The sequence below is a fragment of the Methylobacterium platani genome, assembly GCF_001653715.1.
Taxonomy (GTDB): Bacteria; Pseudomonadota; Alphaproteobacteria; order Rhizobiales; family Beijerinckiaceae; genus Methylobacterium; species Methylobacterium platani.
In genome coordinates this window covers 45,721-65,318 of sequence record NZ_LWHQ01000035.1, presented here as the reverse complement: position 1 = coordinate 65,318, position 19,598 = coordinate 45,721, and the positions used below count along the sequence as shown (strand labels likewise).

Sequence of the window (19,598 nt, the reverse complement as noted above, 5' to 3'; positions counted from 1 at the left end):
CCCGGCCGAAACCGGGGTATCATCGGCGACAACGGGACCAGCGCCTGACCAAGGTCAGGCTCGCCGGCCCGGACTGTCTCGAAGATGGCTCAGCGCCCGGGCCGCTGTCGCGGCCGGCGCCGATGGGTGGTCGTATAGGCCCCGCGTTTCGGCCCGTCAACCGGTTTGTGAAGCCCCCGCGACAGCCCCCTCCCCTCCCGGCTCAGGCGGCGTCGCACAGGTCACGGACGGCGGCGGCGGCGCGGCGGGCCTCGGCGGCGGCCTGCGCGATGCCGGAACCGGCGGCGATGGCGGTCTCGAGCCCGCGGCAGGCGACGGCCAGTTCCTCGAATCCGAGGCTGCCGGCCATCGCCACGACGACGTGCGCCTCATGCGCGAGGGTCGCGAGGTCGGCGGAGGCCGCGAAGGCGCCGGCGAGCTGCGCCATGAGCCGGTCGTGGAGGCGGTCGAGATCCGCCTCGCCGATCAGGCGCGCGAGTTCCGCGGTCTTGCGCGGATCGCGCACCGGGGGCCGGCGCGAGGGGGTCGCGAGACCGGCGGTCGCCGCCCGGCGCCCGGCCTCGGTCAGTTGCACGCTGACGCCGCTCCCGTCCGCCATGCAGGCGAGCGCCCCGGCCTCGGTCAGTGTCAGGACCGCCTTCATCAGGGCGGCGGGCGGCAGGCCGGTCTCGTAGGCGAGGCTCCCCTCCCCGCCCGCCAGCACGAGGTCGCGTCCCGAGACGTGGAGGAGCGCGAGGAGGTGGCAAACGGGGTCGGCCCCGTCGAGGTCTCCCGGAAGCCCGGCGCGCCGCGCCGCAAAGCCGCCGCAGGCCTCGGCCACGGCCGCCCAGGAGGCCGGCTCGGCGACCCGGAAGGTCAGGTCGCAGGCGCCGGAGAGCCGCCCGGTGAGGTCGACGGTCGGCACGGGCCGCGCGGGCATCCCGGCCCGCGCCGACCGCAGGGCCGCCAGCCCGCCCTCCCCGCTGAGCAGGATCAGGTCGGCCTCGGCGGCGCTCTCAACCGGCACGAAGGCCTGCCCGAACGCCGCGGCCTCGGCGGCGCCGGGCGGGGGGCAGATCAGGGCGCGCGGCCGTCCGGCGAGGCCGAAGCGGCGCCAGACCAGGTCGGCGCCGGTCTCCGGTGCCGGTGCCGGTGCCGCGACGGGGACCTCGGGCGCGGTCAGCCGGTCGAGGGTGGCGTAGAGCGCATCCGGATCGAGAGGCTTGACCAGGATGGCGTCGAAGCGGGCATCGGCCCCGCGCCGGGAGGCGAGCCCGTGCCGGTCGGCCGTGACCCCGACCAGCCGCACCCGGTCCTCCGGGCGGGCGATCTCCCGCATCAGCCGCGCCAGGGCGTAGCCGTCCATCTCGGGCAGGTGGTAGTCGATCATCACCACGTCGTGGCGGCGCTCGCTGAGGAGCCGCAGGCCGAGGAAGCCGTCCGACGCCACGTCGACGCTGTCGCCGCGGCGCTCGCACAGGGCGCGGACGAGGTCCTGGAAACCGGGATCGTCCTCGACCACGAGAAGGCGCAGGCTCATCGGGTTCTCCCTTCGGGCAGGTCGATCGGGGTGGGAATCGGTCAGGAACGGGGGGCCGGGCCGCGGGTGGCCTCGGGCGGCAGGATCGCGGCGCCCGGCGGCAGGCCCGCGACCGGCCCGGACGGGGCATCGACGATTCCCGGGGTGACGAGGCCGATCGCCGCGAACCCGCCCTGGGCACTCCGCAGCGGGCCGGTCGAGGCCGGGCCGTGCTCGGCGGCCTCGCCGAGGTAGCGCGGGCCGGACGACGCGGACGCGGGTGCAGGCGACGGCGCGCCCGATGCCGGCACCACGGCCGGGCCGGGCCGTTCGACCGGGCGGGCGCGGTGCGGCGGGCGGGGCGCCGCGTCGGCAGTCGCCGCGCGGGGCGGACGCGCCGGCCTCCGGGCCGCCGTCGCGACCGGCTCGCCGGCAAAGCGCGGCACCAGGCGCAAAGCGGTCACCGCGGCGGCCATCGCCTCGAGGGTGAGGTCGTCCCGGCACAGGCGCAGGCGCAAGGACAGGGGCGCCGGCGCGCCGCCCTCCCGCACGGGCGCCGCCGGGATCCACTGCCAGGCGTAGAGGCAGCGCGCCGGTCCGGCGCGGCCGATGGCGAGGCCGTAGGGGCCGTAGGCATTGGCCGAGGGGCGGGTGACGACCTGCATCGCCACGCCCGGGAAGGCGCCGGCGAGCTCGGCGCGGATTCCGGCCTCGGTCGGCTTGCCGCCGGGTCCCGCCTCGCGCGCAGGCTCGCGCGGGCTCGACACCAGCACGAGATCGTCGCGCCCGCCCCGGTGCCCGGGAGTGGACAGGGTAAACGCCTGCGCGAACCCGTCCGCGCCGTCGCGCTCGCGCAAGGCGACGGGCCGCCCGATCCAGACCGGCAGCACGACGACGGGAGTGGCCTCGGCCCGCTGCGGCGGCGCGGCCGGCAGGCTCGCATCGAGGCTGGCGTAACGCGATGCAGCCCGTTCCTGCGCGGTGCAGGCGCCGAGGGCGAGGGCGGCGGCGAGGACGGCGAGCGGGCGGATCACGGCAGGGTCCTTCGGGAGGCGATGGCGCCGGTGGCGGCGATGTCGGGCCGGGACGGCGCTTCGGCAGGGACCGCCTGCATCGCCGACCACAGGGTGCCGAGGGGGGCGGGACGCTCGGCGGCGGTCGGGGCGCTCGCCCCGGTCTCGCCGGTCCAGGCCGGCAGGAGCGCGAAGCCGAAGCGCTCGTAGGGCATCGGCCCGACGCCGGGGACGCGCCGGGCGGTGGTGGGGCCGCGGCCGGCGGCCCGGACGGGCGCGAGGGCGAGGGGACTGCCGGTGGGGGCGGCGCGCAGGTCGTTCTCCGTCGCGACCGCGAGCGGGAAATCGCTGCGGCGCACGAGCGGGACCGAAGCGGCCTCGAGGGCATCGGGCTGGGGCACGCGCCCGCGCGGCTCCGCCCGGGGAGCCAGGTCGAGGTAGGCGCCGCGGGAGGCCGGCTCGGCGGGCCGGGGCGGGGCGGCCTCGCAGGGCGGGGGCGGCTCGCGCCGGGTCGCGAAGAGCAGGCCGACCACCCGCGGGAACAGCCCGTCGTAGCGGTTGACCACCTCGACGAAGGCGCGGTGCTGCCCGGCCCGCCGCAGCGCCAGGGCGTAGCCGTAGACGGTTGTCTCCTTGGGGAACCACGCCACGGCACGGCGGAACCAGGCGAGGCCCGCCTCGAACTGGCAGGTATTGGTGGCGTACCAGGCCAGCGCCTGCGCCCCCTCCCCCGAGGCGGTGGCGGCCGTGACCTCGGCGTAGCGGCGCAGGCGCTCGGGCTCGATCGCCGGAGGGTCCGCGCGGGTCAGGTCGCGCTCCAGGATGTCGATGAACAGGAGCGAATTGTTCACCAGCGGCTCGCGCCAGGCATAGGCGACGTCCTCCGCCTCCCGCCGCAGGCCGAGGCGCAGGAGGGTATGGGCGAGGCCGTGCGCCACCATGGCGTCGCCGCCGCGGGCGATGGCGCGCTTGAACCAGGCGAGCGCCTCGGGCAGGTCGCTGCGCTTCAAGGCGTACCAGGCGACGAGGCCGGCCTGGTCGGGCTCCGGCGCCGTCTCGGCATAGGCCTGGAAGGCCGCGAGCTCGTCCGGCGCCACCGCCTGGCCGGCCTCGTCGTGCAGGACCGCGCTCAGGCGGGCGCGGATCAGGTCGATGCGGATCGGCGCGAGGTCGCCGGCCGGGATCGCGGCGGCGAGGCGGTCGATCTCGGCCATCGGCAGCAGGGGGAGCGCGCGCAGGAGGCCGGCCCGGCGGTCGTCGGCGCCCGCACCGGCGGCGGCCAGGGCGCGGCCGAACAGCGCGACCGCCTCCGGCGCCCGGTCGGTGCGGGCGAGCGCCTCGGCGGCGGCCCAGGCGACCTCCGCCTCGCCGGCCTCGAACTCGGGCCGGCGCCGGTCGACGAGGCCCGCGAGGTCGCCCCAGCGGCCGGCCTTCTCCAGGGCCCGCACCTCGTCGCGCAGGGCCCGGCGCGCCACGGCGCCGGCGAGCGCCCCGGACGGCGCCCATCCGGGCTCGGCCCGGGCGCGGTCGGCGAGGGCCCGGCGCAAGGCGTCGAGGCGGCCGGCCTTCAGGAGGTCCCAGAAGCCGTCCTCGTCCTCCGCCCCCGGCGCGGCGGTCCAGAGATCGGCGGGGGGCGTCCAGCCCGGGAAGCGGCGGGCCAGGCGCTCGGCCTCCGCGGCGACCCGCTCCGGCCGGGCCTGCTGCGCGTAGTAGCGCAGGGCCGTCTCGTCGGGCCGCTCGGCCGCCGCGAGGCGCGCGCCGGCGACCGGCGCGCCGGCCAGGCCGAGGGCGAGGATCAGCGCGGCGCGCATGCGGGATACCTCGTCCGGAGGGTGGCGAGCGCCAGGAGCTGCAGGGTCGCCGGGTAGTAGTGTTCGGCCTCCGGCCGCACCCGGGCGAGGCCGGGCGGGAACGGGGTTCCCTTCGCCGCGCAGGCGGCGAGCGCCGGGATCGCGCCGTAGCCGGCTTCGGTGAGGCGGACGGTCGGGCGGCCGGTCGCGGTGTCGACGAGGGGCAGGTTGCCGGCCTCGGGCCGCGGCCACAGCGCCAGGAACGGCGCGTAGAGCTCGGCGTCGGTCGTCCCCGCCATGGCGAGGTAGAGCGGGATGCGCAGGCCGTTATAGGCGAAGTCGGGCGGAAAGCCGTCGGCGGGACGCGGCGCGGCCCCGGCAAGGGAGACCCACTCGCTCGGCAGGCGCGCCGGCCCGAAGCGGGCGGCGCGGATCAGCCGCCGGCCGCTGCGGTCGAGCCCGGCCCAGTCGAATTCCGGGGCGAGGAGCGGCAGCCGGTCGAAGGCCGGGAAGACCCAGTAGGACAGGTTGACCACCGGGCCGTCGGGCCGGTCCTCGGCGGAGAAGCCCGCCGCCGCCGGCAGCAGCAGCGGCCCGTGGGCGGCCCGCGGCAGGATCAGCTTGCGGCCGAGCTCGACCGCGATGCGCCGGCCGGCGACACGGTGCGAGGGGTCGCCCCAGGCCGCGACCGCCTCGGCGAGCGCCCAGGCGACCAGGAGGTCGCCGTCGGCGGCGTCGTTCATGTCGGCGACCGCCGGGCGCCGGTCGGGCTCCCAGCGCCAGGCGACGAGCTGGTCGTCGCGCACCATCAGGTTGGCGCGGGTCCAGGTCCAGATCCGCTCGAAGGTCGCGCGGTCGCCGGCCAGCACGCTGAGCAGCATGCCGTAGCCCTGGCCCTCGCTGTGGCTGATGCCGGCATTGCCGGTATCGACCACGCGGCCGGATTCGGTGACGAAGCGGGCCTTGTAGGCGCGCCAGCCGTCGGCCTCGGCGAGCGGTGCGGTCTGGGCCGATGCGGCGGCGAGGTACCCGAGCAGGGCGAGGAGCGCGAGCGCCGCCCGCCCGACGGTCCCCCTCGCGACGTCCACGCTCCCGACGCCCGCACTCATGACGTCCTCCTGCCGAGGCCGCGCACCAGCCGGTGGGTCGAGACGGCGAGGAGCCCGGCGCAAAACAGCGCCATCGCCGCGTAGGCGCCGCCGTTGAGCGACAGCCAGCCGGCGGCGACCCGGCGCAGGTTGCCGAACGAGGCCGGCGCGGTGGCGACGTAGCGGGTGCTCGCGAGCGGGCTCGCGGCGATCGTGCCGTCCGGCGCCATCAGGGCGAGGCCGCCGCTGGCCCGGCTCCAGATCCCGGGCTGGACGAGGCAGGCGACGGCCTCGCTCAGGGCCGCCGGGCTCGGCGCGGCGACCACCGTCAGCACGTCGTCCGGCGCCGGTCCGGTCACCCCTTGCGCGAGGACGAGGTCGGCCTCGGAGACGGTGAGCGCGTGCGGGCCGGGGGCCCGGGGGGCCGGCCCGCGGCAGCCCGGGGCCGCGCCGAGGCGCAGGAGCCGGCGCCGGGCAGCCGTCGCCTCGGCCGGGGAAACCTCCCGCGCCGGGCGGTCGCCGCGCGAGGTCCACGCCTCGCGCAGGATCCACGCCTCGCGCAGGACCTGGGGGTCGAGGCCGGCGGCGGTCGCGAGGGGCGCGTCGAGGCTGCGGGCGGCGGCCACCACCAGGGTCGGCCCGACGATTCCCGCGCGCCCGGCCGAGAAGCCGAAGGGGATCGGGTGGCCCGCCGCGAGGCCGAGGCGCGTCGCTAGGGTGGCGGCGGCGGCCATCGTGTCGCGGTCGGGGGCCGGCACCGCGAGGGTCGGGGCGCGTCCGTCGGCGCCGCCGCGGTAGGGAAAGCCCGCGGCCGCGGTGGCGGCGAGGTCGGGCTGGCGGCCGACCCGGGCGAGGTCGGGAATCGTCAGGCGGGTGCCGGCGCCGAGGTGCAGGCGCTCGCCGTCCGGCGCGGCGCAGGTCTCGTCCCCGGCCCGGGGCAGCTCGGCCACGAGGTCGATCCGGTTGAGGCCCGGCCGCAGCAGCCGCAGCGGCAGGAACACCCGGCGCCGCCGCAGGGTCTCGCCGCCGGCCCGCCCGAGCGGGACGCTGCCGGCCGCCTCGCCGTTGATCGAGACGCCGATCCGGGCGCCGGGCGCCAGGCCGGCCGGGTAGGTCGCGTCGAGATCGAGGGCGATCTTGGCGTAGTCCGCCGCCAGGAGGTCGTGCGGCAGGGCGAGGGCGAGGGCGATACGGTGGCTGCGGCCGGTCACCGCCGCATCGGCGTGGCCGAGATCCGCGAGGGTCAGGCTCTCGCCGCCCAGGACCGGCCGCCCGCCGGCCTCCGCCAGGGCGGCCAGGCCCTGCGGCGTGCCCGCCGGGAGCCTCGCGGCGAGACCGGAGAGCTGCGACAGCGCCGCCGCGACGTCGGCCTCGTCGGTCCCCGTGACGACGACGACCGGAGGGCGACCGGGCGCCGCCGGCAGCAGGGCCAGGCGCGGGCCGGTGATCGGGCCGAGGACGGCGATGTCGAGGCTGCGGGCGAGCTCGGCCGCCGGCGCGACCGCGAGCGCGACCCCGTCGCCGGATTCCGACGCCTCGGCCGATGCCGGCGCCGGCACCGGCGCCGGCGCCGGCACGAAGGCGACGGCCGGCTGCGCGAAGCGGCCTGCGAGGGCCAGCGCCTGTGCGCCGGCGAGCAGGCCCTCGACGCGACGCTCCGAGAGGCGCTCGCCGGTCTGGATCAACCGGATCGGCACGGCGCCGTCGGGTCCGGGCCGGGCGGCGGCGAGGTCGGCGAGGTCGGTCACGCCCTCGCTCGCGACGAGGAGGCCGGTGGTGTCGGGATCGATCTGGGTCCACAGCTCGTAGGTCGCCGCCACCGAGCAGTCGACGCGGTGGCGCTGCTCGACCGCGACCGTCAGGGCGTTGAAGCCGGGGCGCAGGGCGCCCGGCGGGACCGCGACGCCGGCGAGCGTCAGGCCGCGGGCGCCGTCGAGGCCCGCGCGCCCGATCTCGGCGCCGTTGAGGCTCACCCGCAGGCGCGACACCTCCGGCAGCACCGAGATCGCCGACAGGGTGCCGACCTGGAACCGGCCGCCGGCCCGCGCCTCGGCGGCGGTGACGAAGACCGGCCAGGTCAGGGTGCCGGTCTCGCCCCACAGCCGCAGCGGGGCCGCGACCGCGGGGAGCCGCCGCAGGGCCGGAGCGGCAGCGGCGGGTGCGGCAGCGGGCGGCGGGGCGACGGGGGCGCCCGGCAGCCGCATCGTCGGGGTCGGCCCGAATCCCGAGAAGGTCTGGCCCGCGGCGGGCGTGCCGCACAGGAGGGCGCCGAGCATCGGCACGAGGAGGATGCGCATCGGACGGGCTCTCCTCAGGCGGCGCTGCGCGCGGCTTCGAGCGCGGCGTGCAAGGCCGCGATCACGTCGCGGGCATCCCCGGCCGGGGCGACCGGCGGGGCGCGGTGCGGCGGCGCGAGGGGCACGGGAACCGTCCCGGCGCCCGCGAGGGCCCGGATGCTCTCGGCCCAGGCCGCCGCGTCGAGGGCGGGCGGCTCGGCGCGGAGCGCGTCGGCGGGTTCGGGGGCGGCCGCGAGCAGGCCGGCGACGGCGTCCCGCCAGGCCGCTTCGTCGACCGCCGCCGCCGGCGGAGCGGCGAGCCCGGGCGCGGCGATCCGGTCCACCCGGATCGCCGCCGGGGCGACGACCGGTTCCGGCACGACGGAGGCGAGCGCGGGAGGCGCCGCGGCGACGGGCGCCGTCGCGGGCACGATGGCGGGAGCGGACAAGGGACGCTCGCGGGCGATCTCGTCGGCGAGGATCCGCTGCGGCGTCGGCTCGGCCGCCTCGCGGGCGACGGGCGGCGCAGCCGCGGATGCGAGGGATGCCGGGGCGGCGGATGCGGGGACCGACAGCTCCGCGGGAGCGAGGGACGGCAGCGCCGCAGGGGCGAGAGCCGGGCTGTCGCCGGGCGGGATTGCCGGCGCCACGGCGGCCGGCGGAGCGGGCGGCGCGGCCTTGCCGAGATAGGACAGGGCCCGCACCGGCTCGGCGAGGCCCCAGGCGAGGAAGCGCAGCGTGCCGGTGACGAGGTCGCGGTGGCGCCGGCGCTGCCCGAGGAAGCCCCGCAGGGCGCCGGCCTCGCCGTACATCAGGCCGGCGACGGTGCCGTAATCGGCGGCGGCGAGGGGCGCGAAGGCGACGACCCTCAGGGCCGGCTCGGGCGCCGCCGACAGGGTGAAGCGCAGGCCCGGGCCCGGCCCGGCCCGCAGCACGCCGCCGTCGCGCATCGCCGGGAAGGGGGCGCCGTCGGCCCGGCGCAGGGTCGCGGCCTCGGCGCTCATCCGCACCACCGTGACGGGGATTTCCTGCACCGCCTCCTGAGCGGCCCCGATCTCCGCCAGGGCCGGCCGGTCGACCGGCAGGCTCGGGCTGCGCTCGTCCTGGCGGCGCTCCGCCACGACGCCGAGCGCGACGCCGGCGATCACCAGGTTGAAGGCGCACCACAGGCCGACGACGAGCATCAGGCTGGTGACGCCCGGCTCGTAGAGGTAGCGCCACGCCGCCATGCCGCAGCCGGCGGCCAGCGCGGCGAAGATCGCGAAGAACGGCCAGGCCAGGGCCGAGAGGTGGTCGTGCTCCAGGCCCGCGCCCTTGGCGGTGACCGAGAAGCTCGGGCGCCGGGGCGAGGCGACGACCGAGGCGATCGAGCGCACCAGGAAGACGCCCTGGACGTACTCGTAGAGCTCGGACACGAACGGCCAGCGTACGTGGCCGTAGAGGTAGTTCTGGATCATCAGGTTGGCGACGATGTAGGTCGCCGTGTAGGCCAGGGCCTCGTCGACCGACGAGACGAAGATCTTGACGTCGAAGAAGATGTGCAGCAGCGGCGCGAGCATGAAGACCAGCCGCGGCAGCGGGAAGAACCAGAACGTCATGCTCGACAGGTAGGCGAGCCGCTGGATCGGGCTGAGGCCCGGCTTGGTCAGGGGATTCTTCAGCAGCAGGATCTGGATCATGCCCTGGCACCAGCGGGCACGCTGGCCGATGAAGTCGGCCAGGCTCTCGGGCTGCAGGCCGGCGATCAGGGGCTGGCCCACATAGGCGCTGGTCCAGCCCCGGCCGTGCAGGTCGAGGGCGGTCTCGCAATCCTCCGTGATGGTGATGCCGGAGAAGCCGCCGACGGCGTCGAGGGCGCTGCGGCGCAGGAGCGCCGCCGAGCCGCAGAAGAACGAGCCGTTCCACTTGTCGAGCCCGGCCTGGGTCACGCCGTAGAACATCTCGTTCTCGGACGGCATGCGGGCGAAGGTGCGCAGATTCCGCTCGACCGGGTCCGGGTTGAGGAAGACGTGCGGGGTCTGGACCAGGAACAGCGACGGGTCCTGCGCGAACAGCCCGACGGTCTCGGTCAGGAAGCTGCGGAACGGCGCGTGGTCGGCGTCGAGCACCAGCACGATCCCGGCGCGGGAGGCGCAGAGCCCGTTGTTGAGGTTGCCGGCCTTGGCGTGCTCGTTGCGGGCGCGCGTCACGTAGCGGGCGCCGAGCGCGGCGCAGAGCGCCTGCAGCTCGGCCCGGCGCGCCCGGGCCGCGGCCGCCCGGACGGGATCCGGGTCGGCGCATTTCTGGTCGGTGCCGCCGTCGTCGAGGAGCCAGACCGTCAGCTTGCCGGCCGGGTAGTCGAGATTCAGCGCCGCCGCGAGGGTGACGCCGAGGATCGCGGTCGGCTCGTTGTAGCTCGGGACCAGCACGTCGACGGCGGGCAGGTCGGCGGCGGCGGGCAGCGGCACGCTCTCGCGCACCAGCGGGTCGGCGTTGACGACGAGGCTGACCGCCAGGATCAGCACGCAGTACAGTTCGGCGCCGAGCAGCACGAGCCCGCAGCCGAGACCGACCGGGTCGTCGAGGGAGGGCAGCGTGCCGGTGAGGCGCCAGTAGACGTAGCGGATCACCACCAGCGTCCCGAGCGCCAGGAAGGCGAGCCGCGGCAGGCCGCGGCGGGGCGCCAGCAGCCACAGCGCCACCATGCCGGCGCAGGCGCCGCCGCAGAGCCAGGCCTGCGCCTCCGGCCCGACCGGCTGGACGAGGAGCCCGACCGTGAGGAGCGCCGAGACGCCCCAGGCGAGCCAGCGGAGACCTGCGGCCATCAGAACCCCGCCCGCATGTCGACGGTGGTGTAGAGGCCGCCCTTGCGGGTCTGGTCGTGGAGGTAGCCGGCCGCGACGCCGAATTGCAGCGCGCCGAGCTGGAACCCGCTCCAATGGGCGCCGAGGCGCCACTGCCGGTAGTAGTCGTCGCCGAGCAGCGCGGCCTCGGGCCCGAGGAAGCCGCCCATCACCGCGACGCCGCCCCGCAGCCGGCCGTAATAGGCGTTGAAGGTGCTCGCATAGGTGCCGGTGGCGTGCACCATCGTGTCGGGGGTCGGCCGGGCGTAGAGGTCGAGCGCCGCCTTCAGGCCGCCGGCATTGCGCACGCTCGCCTCCAGCCCCGGCACCTCGTTGCGGCGCATGGTGAGGCCGACGAAGGCCGACAGCACCGCCTCCGGCCAGACCCAGCCGTAGCCGATCATCGCGGCGGCCTCCGCCTGCTGGCCGAGCCCGGTCCCGGCCCGGTACGAGCCGATCAGCGTGTCGGCCCGCAGGCGCAGGCCGCTGGTCAGGAGGGTGCCGGCCGGCGCCGCGGTGGCGGTGGCGCCGGCGAATTGCGAGCCCTGCGAGCTGACGGTCGCCGAGGTGTCGACCGAGACGATCCAGGCCTCCTGCGGGGCGGCCGGCTCGGTGCCCGTGTACCAGTCGGCCGCCAGCGCCGGCCGGCCGCCGAGGGCGGCCGCCGCCAGGACGCAGCGGAGGGAGCCGCGCCGGAACGCGGCACGGACGGGAATGCGGTGCATGTCGATACGCCACGAGACCTTGCAACGCCGGCAGGATCGGGCCCGCATCCTTAAGCGGACCTTGCCGGGACGGGCCGCATCCCGTCCGATTAAGTCTTACGACATTCAGGATAATTTCGATCGGAAAAGAATCCTGGACGGGGCGAGTCAAGCCTGCCGCCGGCCCGCGTCCACAGCCGCGGCGGGGTAGGCGGGGAAACGCTTCCCGGGGCTGTCCGCCTAGCTCCAGCCAAGCTTCCAGGATGTCGCGGGATCCCCTCTCCCGTGTGGGAGAGGGGTAGGGGTGAGGGTGGTGCGGTTTTCGCAACGAACACGAACTGTCGAGCTGCGCAGCTCCACCGTCGAAGCGTCATTCTGAAGCCGAGCCAACCTCACCCCCGACGCCTCTCCCGGACGGGAGAGGGGGAGCGTTCGACTTGGGAATGCCGTGGCAGCCCGACACGATTCTTGTCTCGCGCAGGGCGACTACTCCCGGACTTCACGCCCCTCCCCGCCCGCACGCCTTAGGCCGTCAGGCCGAGGCCGGACGGCGCCGCCGTGGCGTTCGCCGCCTCGGCCCGCAGGCGCCGGGTCTCGAACGCCGCCGCGGTGCAGCGGGCGCGGGCGCGGGCGAGCGCCGCCGCGAAGGCCGTCGCATCGCGTGCGACCTCGTCCTCGCCGCAGGCTTCGAGCGCGGCGCAGGCCCGGGAGAGCGCCGCGAAGCCGAGCATGCCGGCGGCCGAGACGAGGCCGTGCGCCTCGAAGCGCAGCCGCGCCCGCTCCGCCGCCTCGCCGCCCTCCCCGGCGAGCGCCCCGGTGACCTGCTCGGCGAGGTGGCCGAGGAGGCGGCCGACCGCCTCCGGCGGCAGGACGGCGCGCACCCCGTCGTAGAGCGTCTGGTCGAAGGCGGCGGGCTCGTCCTCGGCCGGCGCGGCCGGGGCGCGGTCGAGCCAGCGGGCGAGGACGGCCGTCAGTTCGGCCGGGGTGAACGGCTTGCCGAGATGGTCGTCCATCCCGGCATCGCGGAACGACTGGACCTGGTCGGGCAGCACGTTGGCGGTCATGGCGACCACCGGCACCCGCGCGGCCGCACCGGGCAGGCAGCGGATCAGCCGGGTCGCCATCGTGCCGTCGAGGCCCGGCATCTGCACGTCCATCAGCACGAGGTCGTAGGCGCCGGCCTCGACGGCGCGCACCGCCTGGAACCCGTCCGTGGCGACGTCGACGGAATGGCCGGCGGCCCGCAGCATCAGGCAGGCGAGCTCGCGGTTCACCTCGATGTCCTCGACGAGGAGGAGGCGGCCGGGGCGGCCCGGCGCCGCGGCGCGGGCCTCCGGCGCGGCCTGATCGCTTGCCCGGTCTCCTGCCCGGTCTCCTGCCCGGGGCAGGGTCAGGGTGAACCAGAAGGTCGCGCCGCGGCCGGCCTCCGAGATCACCCCGATCTCGCCGCCCATCGCCTCGACGAGGCGGCGGCTGATCGCGAGCCCGAGGCCGGTGCCGCCGTAGTCGCGGCGGATCGAGCTGTCGACCTGCGAGAAGCGCTCGAACAGCCGGCCCTGCTTGTCGGCCGGGATGCCGATGCCGGTATCGGCGACGCTGAAGCGGATGCGCTCGCCGTCCCGGCCGCTGCCCTCGTGGCGCAGGGCGAGGGCGACGCTGCCGCGCGGCGTGAACTTCACCGCGTTGTTGAGGAGGTTGAGGAGGATCTGGCGCAGGCGGCCCTCGTCGCCGACGAGGCGGCGCGGCAGGCTCGCGTCGATGGCGCTCGTCACCGCGAGGTCCTTGGCCGCCGCCGCCGCACCGACGACGCCGAGGCAGCCCTCGGCCAGGGCCTCGATCGCGAACGGATCGCCGCGCAGGGACACCGCACCGGCCTCGACCGAGGAGAAGTCGAGGATGTCGTTGACGAGGGTGAGCAGGCCGCCGGCCGAGGCGCGGGCGAGGGCGGCGTAGCGCCTCAGCTCCGGCTCCAGGCCGTCCGCCTGCGCCAGCAGGCCGGTGAAGCCGATCACCGCGTTGAGGGGGGTGCGGATCTCGTGGCTCATCGCCGACAGGAAGTCGGTCTTGGCGGCGTTGGCCCGCTCGGCGGCGGCTTTCGCGGCCTCTGCGGCGGCCTTCGCGGCGACGAGCCCGGCCTCCGCGTCCTTGCGGGCCGAGATGTCGAGGTTGAGGCCGGTGACCCGCAGGGCCCGGCCGGCGGGATCGCGGCCGAGCCGGCCGATCGCCTGGATCCAGCGCGTGCCGCCGGGGAGCACGACCCGGAAGGCGATGTCGAAGGTGCCGCCGCCGGCCACGGCCCCGCGCAGGGCCTCGAGCGCCGGCTTGCGGTCCGGCGGCGCCAGCCGCCGCAGCCAGGCGCCGAGCGCGAGCACCGCCGGCCGGTCGCCCGGAAGCCCGTGCAGCCGCGCGCTCTCGGGGGCCAGGATGATCTCGCGGGTGACGAGGTCGAGGTCGAACAGGCCGGCGCCGGCGGCATCCTGCGCGAGCCGCAGCAGGTCGCCGGTCTCCTCCAGCGCCTTGCGGGCGGCCAGGATCTCGTCGATGTCGAGGGCCGAGCCGAGCCAGCCGAGCAGCCGGTCGTCCTTGCGCAGCGGCTGGAACGAGAGCTGGTGCCAGCGATAGGCGCCGGTGCGGTCGCGCAGGCGGCCCTGGGCCTCGCCGCTGCCGCCTTGCGCCAGCGCCGCCTCGATCCGCGGGCGGTCGTCCGGGTGGCAGCGCTCCTCCCGCAGCGCCCGGCCCGGTCCGATCCCGTCGAAATAGCGCTCGAAGGCCGGGTTGGCGTAGACGGTCTCGCCGGTATCGGTGCGCTCCATCCAGACGAGCTGGGGCAGCGTGTCGGCGAGCGCCCGGTAATGCGCCCGGCTCGCCCGCAGCGCGGCCTCGACGTCCTGGCGCGCCGCGGCGTCGCGGATCGTCGCGACGACCGCCGATCCCGCGCGCGGTCCCGGCGCGGAGGCCCGGGTCTCGACCCACAGCCAGCGCCCGTCCGCATGGGCCAGGCGATGCACCAGGGCACCGCCGCCGGCCATGAGCGCCGCGACGCCGGCGCGGTCCTCCGGATGGACCAGCTCCGCCAGGGGCCGGCCCGCGAGGGCGCCGGGCGCGCGGCCGGTCAGCGCGCGGCAGGCCGCGGAGGCGAAGACGACGCGCCCCGTGCGATCGATCTCGGCGACGAGGTCGGGGCAGCCGGCGAGCCGCCGCGCGGCGCGCCCGCTCCCGAGCAGGCGCGCGACCGCGGCGCGCCAGCCGGCCCGCGTCGCCTCATGCGCCATCGGATCACGCTCCATGAGGCGCGCCCGGTGCGGCACCGCGCGTCGTCGTCCGCACCCGAGAGACCGGCGGGTGCGGCGTCGTGTCGGGACCCTGCGTCATGTCGGAGGCGGACTCGAAAGGACCAAAAGATATCACATGATGGTTAATCACCAATTCATTAAACGAGACTTAACCTATCCCTGCGACCAGAAAGGTCATGAACGTCACGCCCCACACGCCTCAGCTCGGCCCGACCTCCCCGGCATCGGCGGCCCTCGCCGACGCGGCGCGGGAGGCCGGCGAGCGGCGGCGCGACCGGCGTTTCCCCGTCACCCTGTCGGCGCGGCTGCATCACGGCGGACGGAGCTGCCGCACCGAGATCCTGAACCTGAGCCGCGGCGGCCTGCTGCTGGCGCCGGTGGCGGCGGTCGCGCTGGTGCCGGGCGCCCCGATCCGGATCGAGGCCGCATCGATCGGCGAGGTCGAGGCCCGGGTGGTCAGCCTGAGCGCGCTCGGGATCCACGTGCGGGTCGGCGACACGTCCGAACGGTTCCAGCACGCCCTGGTGCGGCTCGCCCGGCTGACCCGGATCTGGACGGCGCGAGAGGCGTGAGGGTGATCCGTGCCGGCCGCCGGCACGGCCGGCGTCGAGCACGGGACGAGGTCGAGCACGAAACAGGGCGGAAGCGACCGAGGTCGGGGCTCATCGGTCATCGGAAGGCGCACTGTCGCGAGTGGCTTCGCCGCCCCGTGAGGCCGCCTCCGCTCCGTCGTCCGCGGGGTGTGCCGCTACGCCCTGGCCCGAACGGCGGCCGGGGCGATCGTCGCGGACCGCCTCATGGGTGGCGTCATGCCTCCCTCCGTTCCCGTCGCCGCCGCGCCCGTGCGGGGGGCGAGGACGGGAGCGTGCGCCCTCCCCCACCGGTCGTCAAGCGGCGAGACATGCCGCGCCGCGCGGTCACGCCGCCGAGGCGTCGGTGCCGAGGCGGGCGGGCTTCGCCCGGAGATCCTTGGTGCGGATGTCCATGGCGTTGCCGCGCCAGACGATGTCGCGGGCGACCCAGGCGGCGAGCCAGATCGGCACGAACAGCAGGTCGCGGGCGAGGCAGGCGAGCGGCCAGCGCCAGGAGCGCGGCCAGCCGTTGCGGGCGGCGAGCCGCCACTCGGCGCCGTACCAGACGGAGCCGGTCCCGAGCATCGCCGCGAGGCCGGACAGGCCGCCACCCGCGGCCGGGTAGGCCGCCAGCATCGGGATCACCGCGCCGGTGCCGATCTCGGGGGCGAAGAACAGCGGGAAGGTGACGCGGCGCAGCCGCGCCCAGCGCAGCTGGCGCGACCACACCTCGCCGGCCCGGCGCGGCCCGAGCGGCTGGGCGAAGGGCGCGGCGACGAGGTGGACCTGCCGGCCCATCGCCCGCACCAGCTTGGTCGCCGCGGCGTCCTCGGCGATCTCGGCGCCGAGCGCCCGGATGCCGCCCCGGGATTCGAGCATCGGCCGGTGCCAGAGCATGCTCTTGCCCTGCGCGAAGCCGAGGCCGAGCGCCTCGCCGACATATTGCCAGCGCGCCTGCAGGGTGTTGAGGAAGGCGCACTCGACCTCGGCCCAGAAGCTGCCGGGCCGGGTGCCGACCGGCGTCGAGCAGACGAGGCCGGTCCCGGGGCGCCAAGCGGCGCGCAGGCGCTGGATGTAGTCCGGCGGCATCAGCACGTTCGAATCCGCCAGCACGATCCAGTCGTGGCGCGCCGCGTCCCAGCCGCGGATGCAGTTGTTGAGCTTCGGGTTGTCGCTCACCCGCTCGTCGCCGACGATGAGGCGCGCCGGCACGCCCGGATTCGCCGCGATCAGGCGCTCGACCAGGGGCACGATCGGATCCGCGGCGCGGGCGACGCAGAAGATCAGCTCGTAGGCCGGATAGGCGAGGCGGAAGCCCGAGGCCAGGGTCTCCTCGCTGTAGGTCTCGAGGCCGCAGACCGGCCGCACGATCGTCACCGGCGCCTCGGCGGCGCCCGCCGGCTCGGGATCCGGCCGTCCGAGGCGGCGCAGCGCGATGGCGAGGCTCGCGAGGTTGATCAGCGTGAGAGCGAGGCAGATGATGGCGGCGATGCCGGTACCGGTCATGCGGGTCCTCCCGGGCCGGTGCCGACCCGCGCCCTGTCCGCCCGTCAAACAGGTGGGCTGTTGCAGCCGTATGACGGTGCCGCAGGCCCGGGCCCGGTGGTCCCGGACGTGTTCCCCGGCGGCATCACCCTGGCCCCCGTCCCCGGCCGGGCTAGATCTCACCCGATCCGCGAACCCGAAGGGCCCGGCATGACGCGCATTCCCGATCCCCGCCCGACCCTCGAGGCCCCCGACGACGATCCCCATCTCTGGCTCGAGGAGATCGACGGCGAGCGGGCGCTGGCCTGGGTCGAGGCGCAGAACGCCGACACCCTCGCGGCCTACGCCGACGGCCGCTTCGCCGCCGACCGCGACGGCCTGAAGGCCGCCCTCGACCGGCCGGACAAGATCCCGGGCGTCACCCGGCGCGGCGGCCTGCTCTACAACCTGTGGCAGGATGCCGAGCATCCCCGCGGCCTGTGGCGGCGCACCACGGAGGCCGAGTACCGCCGGCCGGAGCCGGACTGGGACGTGCTCGTCGACCTCGACGCGCTGGCCCGCGACGAGGGCGAGGACTGGGTGTGGAGCGGCGCCGCGAGCCTGCCCGGCAGCCACGCCCGGGCGCTGATCCAGCTCTCCCGCGGCGGCGGCGACGCCACGGTGGTGCGCGAGTTCGACCTGACGGAGCGCCGCTTCGTCGAGGGCGGCTTCGCGCTGCCGGAGGCCAAGAGCATCCCGGTCTGGCTCGATCCCGACACCCTGCTCCTGGCCTCGCCCCTCGGCGGCCCCGAGCACGCGACGCCGTCGGGCTATGCCCGCACGGTGCGGCTGTGGCGGCGCGGCACCGACCCGCTCGCCGCCCCGGTGATCTTCTCGGCGGCGCCCGCCAGCATGGTCGCCTACGGCTACCCGGACCGGGAGGCGAGCCCGGAGCGCCTGGTCTTCGCCGAGCGCACCGGCTTCTTCGACGGCACGGTCAGCCTCGGCGACCGCACCGGGCCGAAGACCCGCCTCGACATCCCGACCGACGCCGACGCCCACTGGCATCGCGGTTTCCTCGCCATCCGCACCCGCACGCCCTGGGAGGTCGGCGGCCGGACCTACGAGCCCGACAGCGTGCTCGGCATCGGCCTCGACGCCTTCCTTGCCGGCGATCGCGGCTTCGCGGTGCTGTTCACCCCCGGGCCGCGCCGGGCGCTGCAGGGCTTCTTCTGGACCGGCGGGCGGCTGGTGATCTCGGTCCTCGACGATCTCAAGGCGATCTTCCCGGTCTTCACTCCCTCCGCGGGCGGCTGGGCCGAGAGCCGGGTCGCCGGCCTGCCGGAGCTCGGCGTCGTCAGCGTCTGGTCGATGGACGGCGAGGAGGAGGAATCGAACGGCGACCTCCTGGCGGCGGCGAACGATCCGGTCACCCCCTCGACCCTGCTCGCCACCCGCGCCGACCTCGCCGCGCCGACGCTGCTCAAGCAGGCCCCCGCCCTGTTCGCGGCCGACGGCCTGGTGGTGACCCGGCACGAGGCGGTGTCGAGCGACGGCGAGCGCATCCCCTACGTCCAGGCCGGGCCGCCGGGCGAGACCGGCGAGGCGCCGGTGCACCTCTCGGGCTACGGCGGCTTCCAGGTCACGAACCTCGCCGGCTACTCGGCGGTGCTCGGCCGGCTCTGGCTCGCCAAGGGCGGCACCCGGGTGGTGGCCAACATCCGCGGCGGCGGCGAGTTCGGCACCCGCTGGCACGAGGCCGGCCGGCGCGAGGGCAAGGCGCTCACCCACGACGACTTCGCGGCGGTGGCCGCCGACCTCGTGCGCCGCGGCGTGACCCGGCCCGGCCGCATCGCCGCCGAGGGCGGCTCGAACGGCGGGCTCCTCATCGCCAACATGCTGACGCGCTACCCCGAGCGCTTCGGCGCGCTGTTCTGCACCGTGCCGCTGATCGACATGCGCCGCTACACCAAGCTGCTCGCCGGCGCGAGCTGGATCGCCGAGTACGGCGATCCCGACGCCCCGGAGGACTGGGCCTTCCTGCAGCACATCTCGGCCTACCACGCCGCCGAAGGGGACCGGCCCTACCCGCCGATCCTCATCGCCACGACCCGGCGCGACGACCGGGTCCATCCGGGCCACGCCCGCAAGATGGCGGCGAAGCTCCAGTCGCTCGGCTACGCCGCCCGCTTCTACGAGCCGGAGGCCGGCGGCCACTCGCACGGCAAGACCAGCGCCGAGACCGCGTCCTTCGCGGCGCTCGGCGCCGCCTTCCTGCGCCGGGCGATCGGCTGGGAGCCGGAGGTGGCCGGCACATAAAGGTTTCTGCACAGTAAAACCGGGAACCTTGACGCGGCGCGCACGTCTTTCCGGCACCCGAAGCGTGGCATATTGCCTCCGCGCCAGGCCGGACAAGGAAGCCTCCACGATGCGCGCCGCAACAGCACTCCTCGTCACCCTCTGCGTGGCGGGGGCCGGTGTCGGGGCTACCGAGGCGCGGGCGGGAATCCTGATCCGGGTCGACAAGACCACCCAGCGGATGACGGTGACGCGCGACGGGCAGACGCTCTACGACTGGCCGGTCTCGACCGGCATGGCCGGCTACAGCACGCCGCGCGGCGCCTTCTCGCCGTCCCGCATGGTGGCCGATTACCGCTCGCGCGAGTGGGACGACGCGCCGATGCCGCACGCGATCTTCTTCACCGGCCGCGGCCACGCCATCCACGGCAGCTCCCATACCGGCCGCCTCGGCAGCCCGGCCTCGCACGGCTGCGTCCGCCTCGCGCCGGGCAAGGCGGCAGCCCTCTACGCCCTCGTCAAGGCGGAAGGGATGGGCAACACCCGGGTGGTGATCGGCGGCGACGAGACCGTGCTGGCCGGCCGCGCCGCGCCGCGCCGCGAGGCGCGGGCGCGGCGGGAGCGCCTCGACGAGGACGGCTTCACCCCGGTCGCCCGCGTCTCGCGCGGCCGCTCCCCCGATCCGTGGGGCGACGAGCGCTGGCAGCCGGTCGGGGCGACCTACCCGTCGCCCTATGGCGCGACGTACTACTCGTACGGCCCGTCGTACTGAGCCGCGGC

Annotated in this window: 12 protein-coding genes; 3 read left to right on the top strand and 9 right to left on the bottom strand. The window is 76.3% G+C overall.

Annotated features, from left to right (window positions below; all coding sequences use genetic code 11):
• Positions 1–202 precede the first annotated feature (202 nt).
• From A5481_RS17630 to A5481_RS17595, 8 genes are all read right to left on the bottom strand, one after another.
• On the bottom strand, positions 203–1,519 hold the full coding sequence (locus tag A5481_RS17630) for a response regulator (RefSeq protein WP_048437657.1): 1,317 nt from the start codon (positions 1,517–1,519) through the stop codon (positions 203–205).
• A gap of 41 nt (positions 1,520–1,560) precedes the next feature.
• Positions 1,561–2,532: a cellulose biosynthesis protein BcsN gene (gene bcsN / locus A5481_RS35290; protein ID WP_064504093.1), complete on the bottom strand. Its 972-nt coding sequence runs from the start codon at positions 2,530–2,532 to the stop codon at positions 1,561–1,563.
• A complete protein-coding gene (locus tag A5481_RS35285) occupies positions 2,529–4,322 on the bottom strand; it encodes a hypothetical protein (protein ID WP_064504091.1) in 1,794 nt (597 codons plus the stop codon). Before A5481_RS35285 ends, bcsN begins: the two co-directional genes overlap by 4 nt.
• Positions 4,307–5,410 (bottom strand): family 8 glycosyl hydrolase, encoded by a 1,104-nt coding sequence (locus tag A5481_RS17615; RefSeq protein WP_048436248.1) that lies wholly within the window; start codon positions 5,408–5,410, stop codon positions 4,307–4,309. Before A5481_RS17615 ends, A5481_RS35285 begins: the two co-directional genes overlap by 16 nt.
• Positions 5,407–7,686, bottom strand: coding sequence for a cellulose biosynthesis cyclic di-GMP-binding regulatory protein BcsB (locus tag A5481_RS17610; protein ID WP_048436247.1), 2,280 nt, complete (start codon positions 7,684–7,686; stop codon positions 5,407–5,409). Before A5481_RS17610 ends, A5481_RS17615 begins: the two co-directional genes overlap by 4 nt.
• Positions 7,687–7,700: 14 nt before the next feature.
• A complete protein-coding gene (gene bcsA / locus A5481_RS17605; RefSeq protein WP_048436246.1) occupies positions 7,701–10,469 on the bottom strand; it encodes a UDP-forming cellulose synthase catalytic subunit in 2,769 nt (922 codons plus the stop codon).
• A complete protein-coding gene (gene bcsS, locus A5481_RS17600) occupies positions 10,469–11,212 on the bottom strand; it encodes a cellulose biosynthesis protein BcsS (RefSeq protein WP_053082538.1) in 744 nt (247 codons plus the stop codon). Before bcsS ends, bcsA begins: the two co-directional genes overlap by 1 nt.
• A gap of 503 nt (positions 11,213–11,715) precedes the next feature.
• A complete protein-coding gene (locus A5481_RS17595) occupies positions 11,716–14,463 on the bottom strand; it encodes a PAS domain-containing hybrid sensor histidine kinase/response regulator (RefSeq protein WP_053082537.1) in 2,748 nt (915 codons plus the stop codon).
• A gap of 197 nt (positions 14,464–14,660) precedes the next feature.
• On the opposite strand from A5481_RS17595, the gene A5481_RS17590 reads away from it, so the two are divergent.
• On the top strand, positions 14,661–15,056 hold the full coding sequence (locus tag A5481_RS17590) for a PilZ domain-containing protein (protein WP_048436245.1): 396 nt from the start codon (positions 14,661–14,663) through the stop codon (positions 15,054–15,056).
• Between the two features lie 345 nt (positions 15,057–15,401).
• Here A5481_RS17590 and A5481_RS17585 read toward each other — a convergent pair whose 3' ends face one another.
• Entirely contained in the window at positions 15,402–16,562 is a 1,161-nt protein-coding gene (locus A5481_RS17585) for a ceramide glucosyltransferase (RefSeq protein ID WP_048436244.1), read from the bottom strand.
• A 189-nt stretch (positions 16,563–16,751) separates the two neighbouring features.
• Here A5481_RS17585 and A5481_RS17580 point away from each other — a divergent pair, with 189 nt between their 5' ends.
• On the top strand, positions 16,752–18,839 hold the full coding sequence (locus A5481_RS17580; protein ID WP_048436243.1) for a prolyl oligopeptidase family serine peptidase: 2,088 nt from the start codon (positions 16,752–16,754) through the stop codon (positions 18,837–18,839).
• A 109-nt stretch (positions 18,840–18,948) separates the two neighbouring features.
• Complete coding sequence (locus A5481_RS17575; protein ID WP_048436242.1) at positions 18,949–19,590, top strand: L,D-transpeptidase; 642 nt, start codon at positions 18,949–18,951, stop codon at positions 19,588–19,590.
• Positions 19,591–19,598: the final 8 nt, after the last annotated feature.

Coding starts and splice junctions, on each gene's coding strand:
- A5481_RS17630 (WP_048437657.1), bottom strand. CDS start 1,519: ATGAGCCTGCGCCTTCTCGTGGTCGAGGACGATCCCGGTTTCCAGGAC.
- A5481_RS35285 (WP_064504091.1), bottom strand. CDS start 4,322: ATGCGCGCCGCGCTGATCCTCGCCCTCGGCCTGGCCGGCGCGCCGGTC.
- A5481_RS17615 (WP_048436248.1), bottom strand. CDS start 5,410: ATGAGTGCGGGCGTCGGGAGCGTGGACGTCGCGAGGGGGACCGTCGGG.
- A5481_RS17610 (WP_048436247.1), bottom strand. CDS start 7,686: ATGCGCATCCTCCTCGTGCCGATGCTCGGCGCCCTCCTGTGCGGCACG.
- bcsA (WP_048436246.1), bottom strand. CDS start 10,469: ATGGCCGCAGGTCTCCGCTGGCTCGCCTGGGGCGTCTCGGCGCTCCTC.
- bcsS (WP_053082538.1), bottom strand. CDS start 11,212: ATGCACCGCATTCCCGTCCGTGCCGCGTTCCGGCGCGGCTCCCTCCGC.
- A5481_RS17595 (WP_053082537.1), bottom strand. CDS start 14,463: ATGGCGCATGAGGCGACGCGGGCCGGCTGGCGCGCCGCGGTCGCGCGC.
- A5481_RS17590 (WP_048436245.1), top strand. CDS start 14,661: ATGAACGTCACGCCCCACACGCCTCAGCTCGGCCCGACCTCCCCGGCA.
- A5481_RS17585 (WP_048436244.1), bottom strand. CDS start 16,562: ATGACCGGTACCGGCATCGCCGCCATCATCTGCCTCGCTCTCACGCTG.
- A5481_RS17580 (WP_048436243.1), top strand. CDS start 16,752: ATGACGCGCATTCCCGATCCCCGCCCGACCCTCGAGGCCCCCGACGAC.
- A5481_RS17575 (WP_048436242.1), top strand. CDS start 18,949: ATGCGCGCCGCAACAGCACTCCTCGTCACCCTCTGCGTGGCGGGGGCC.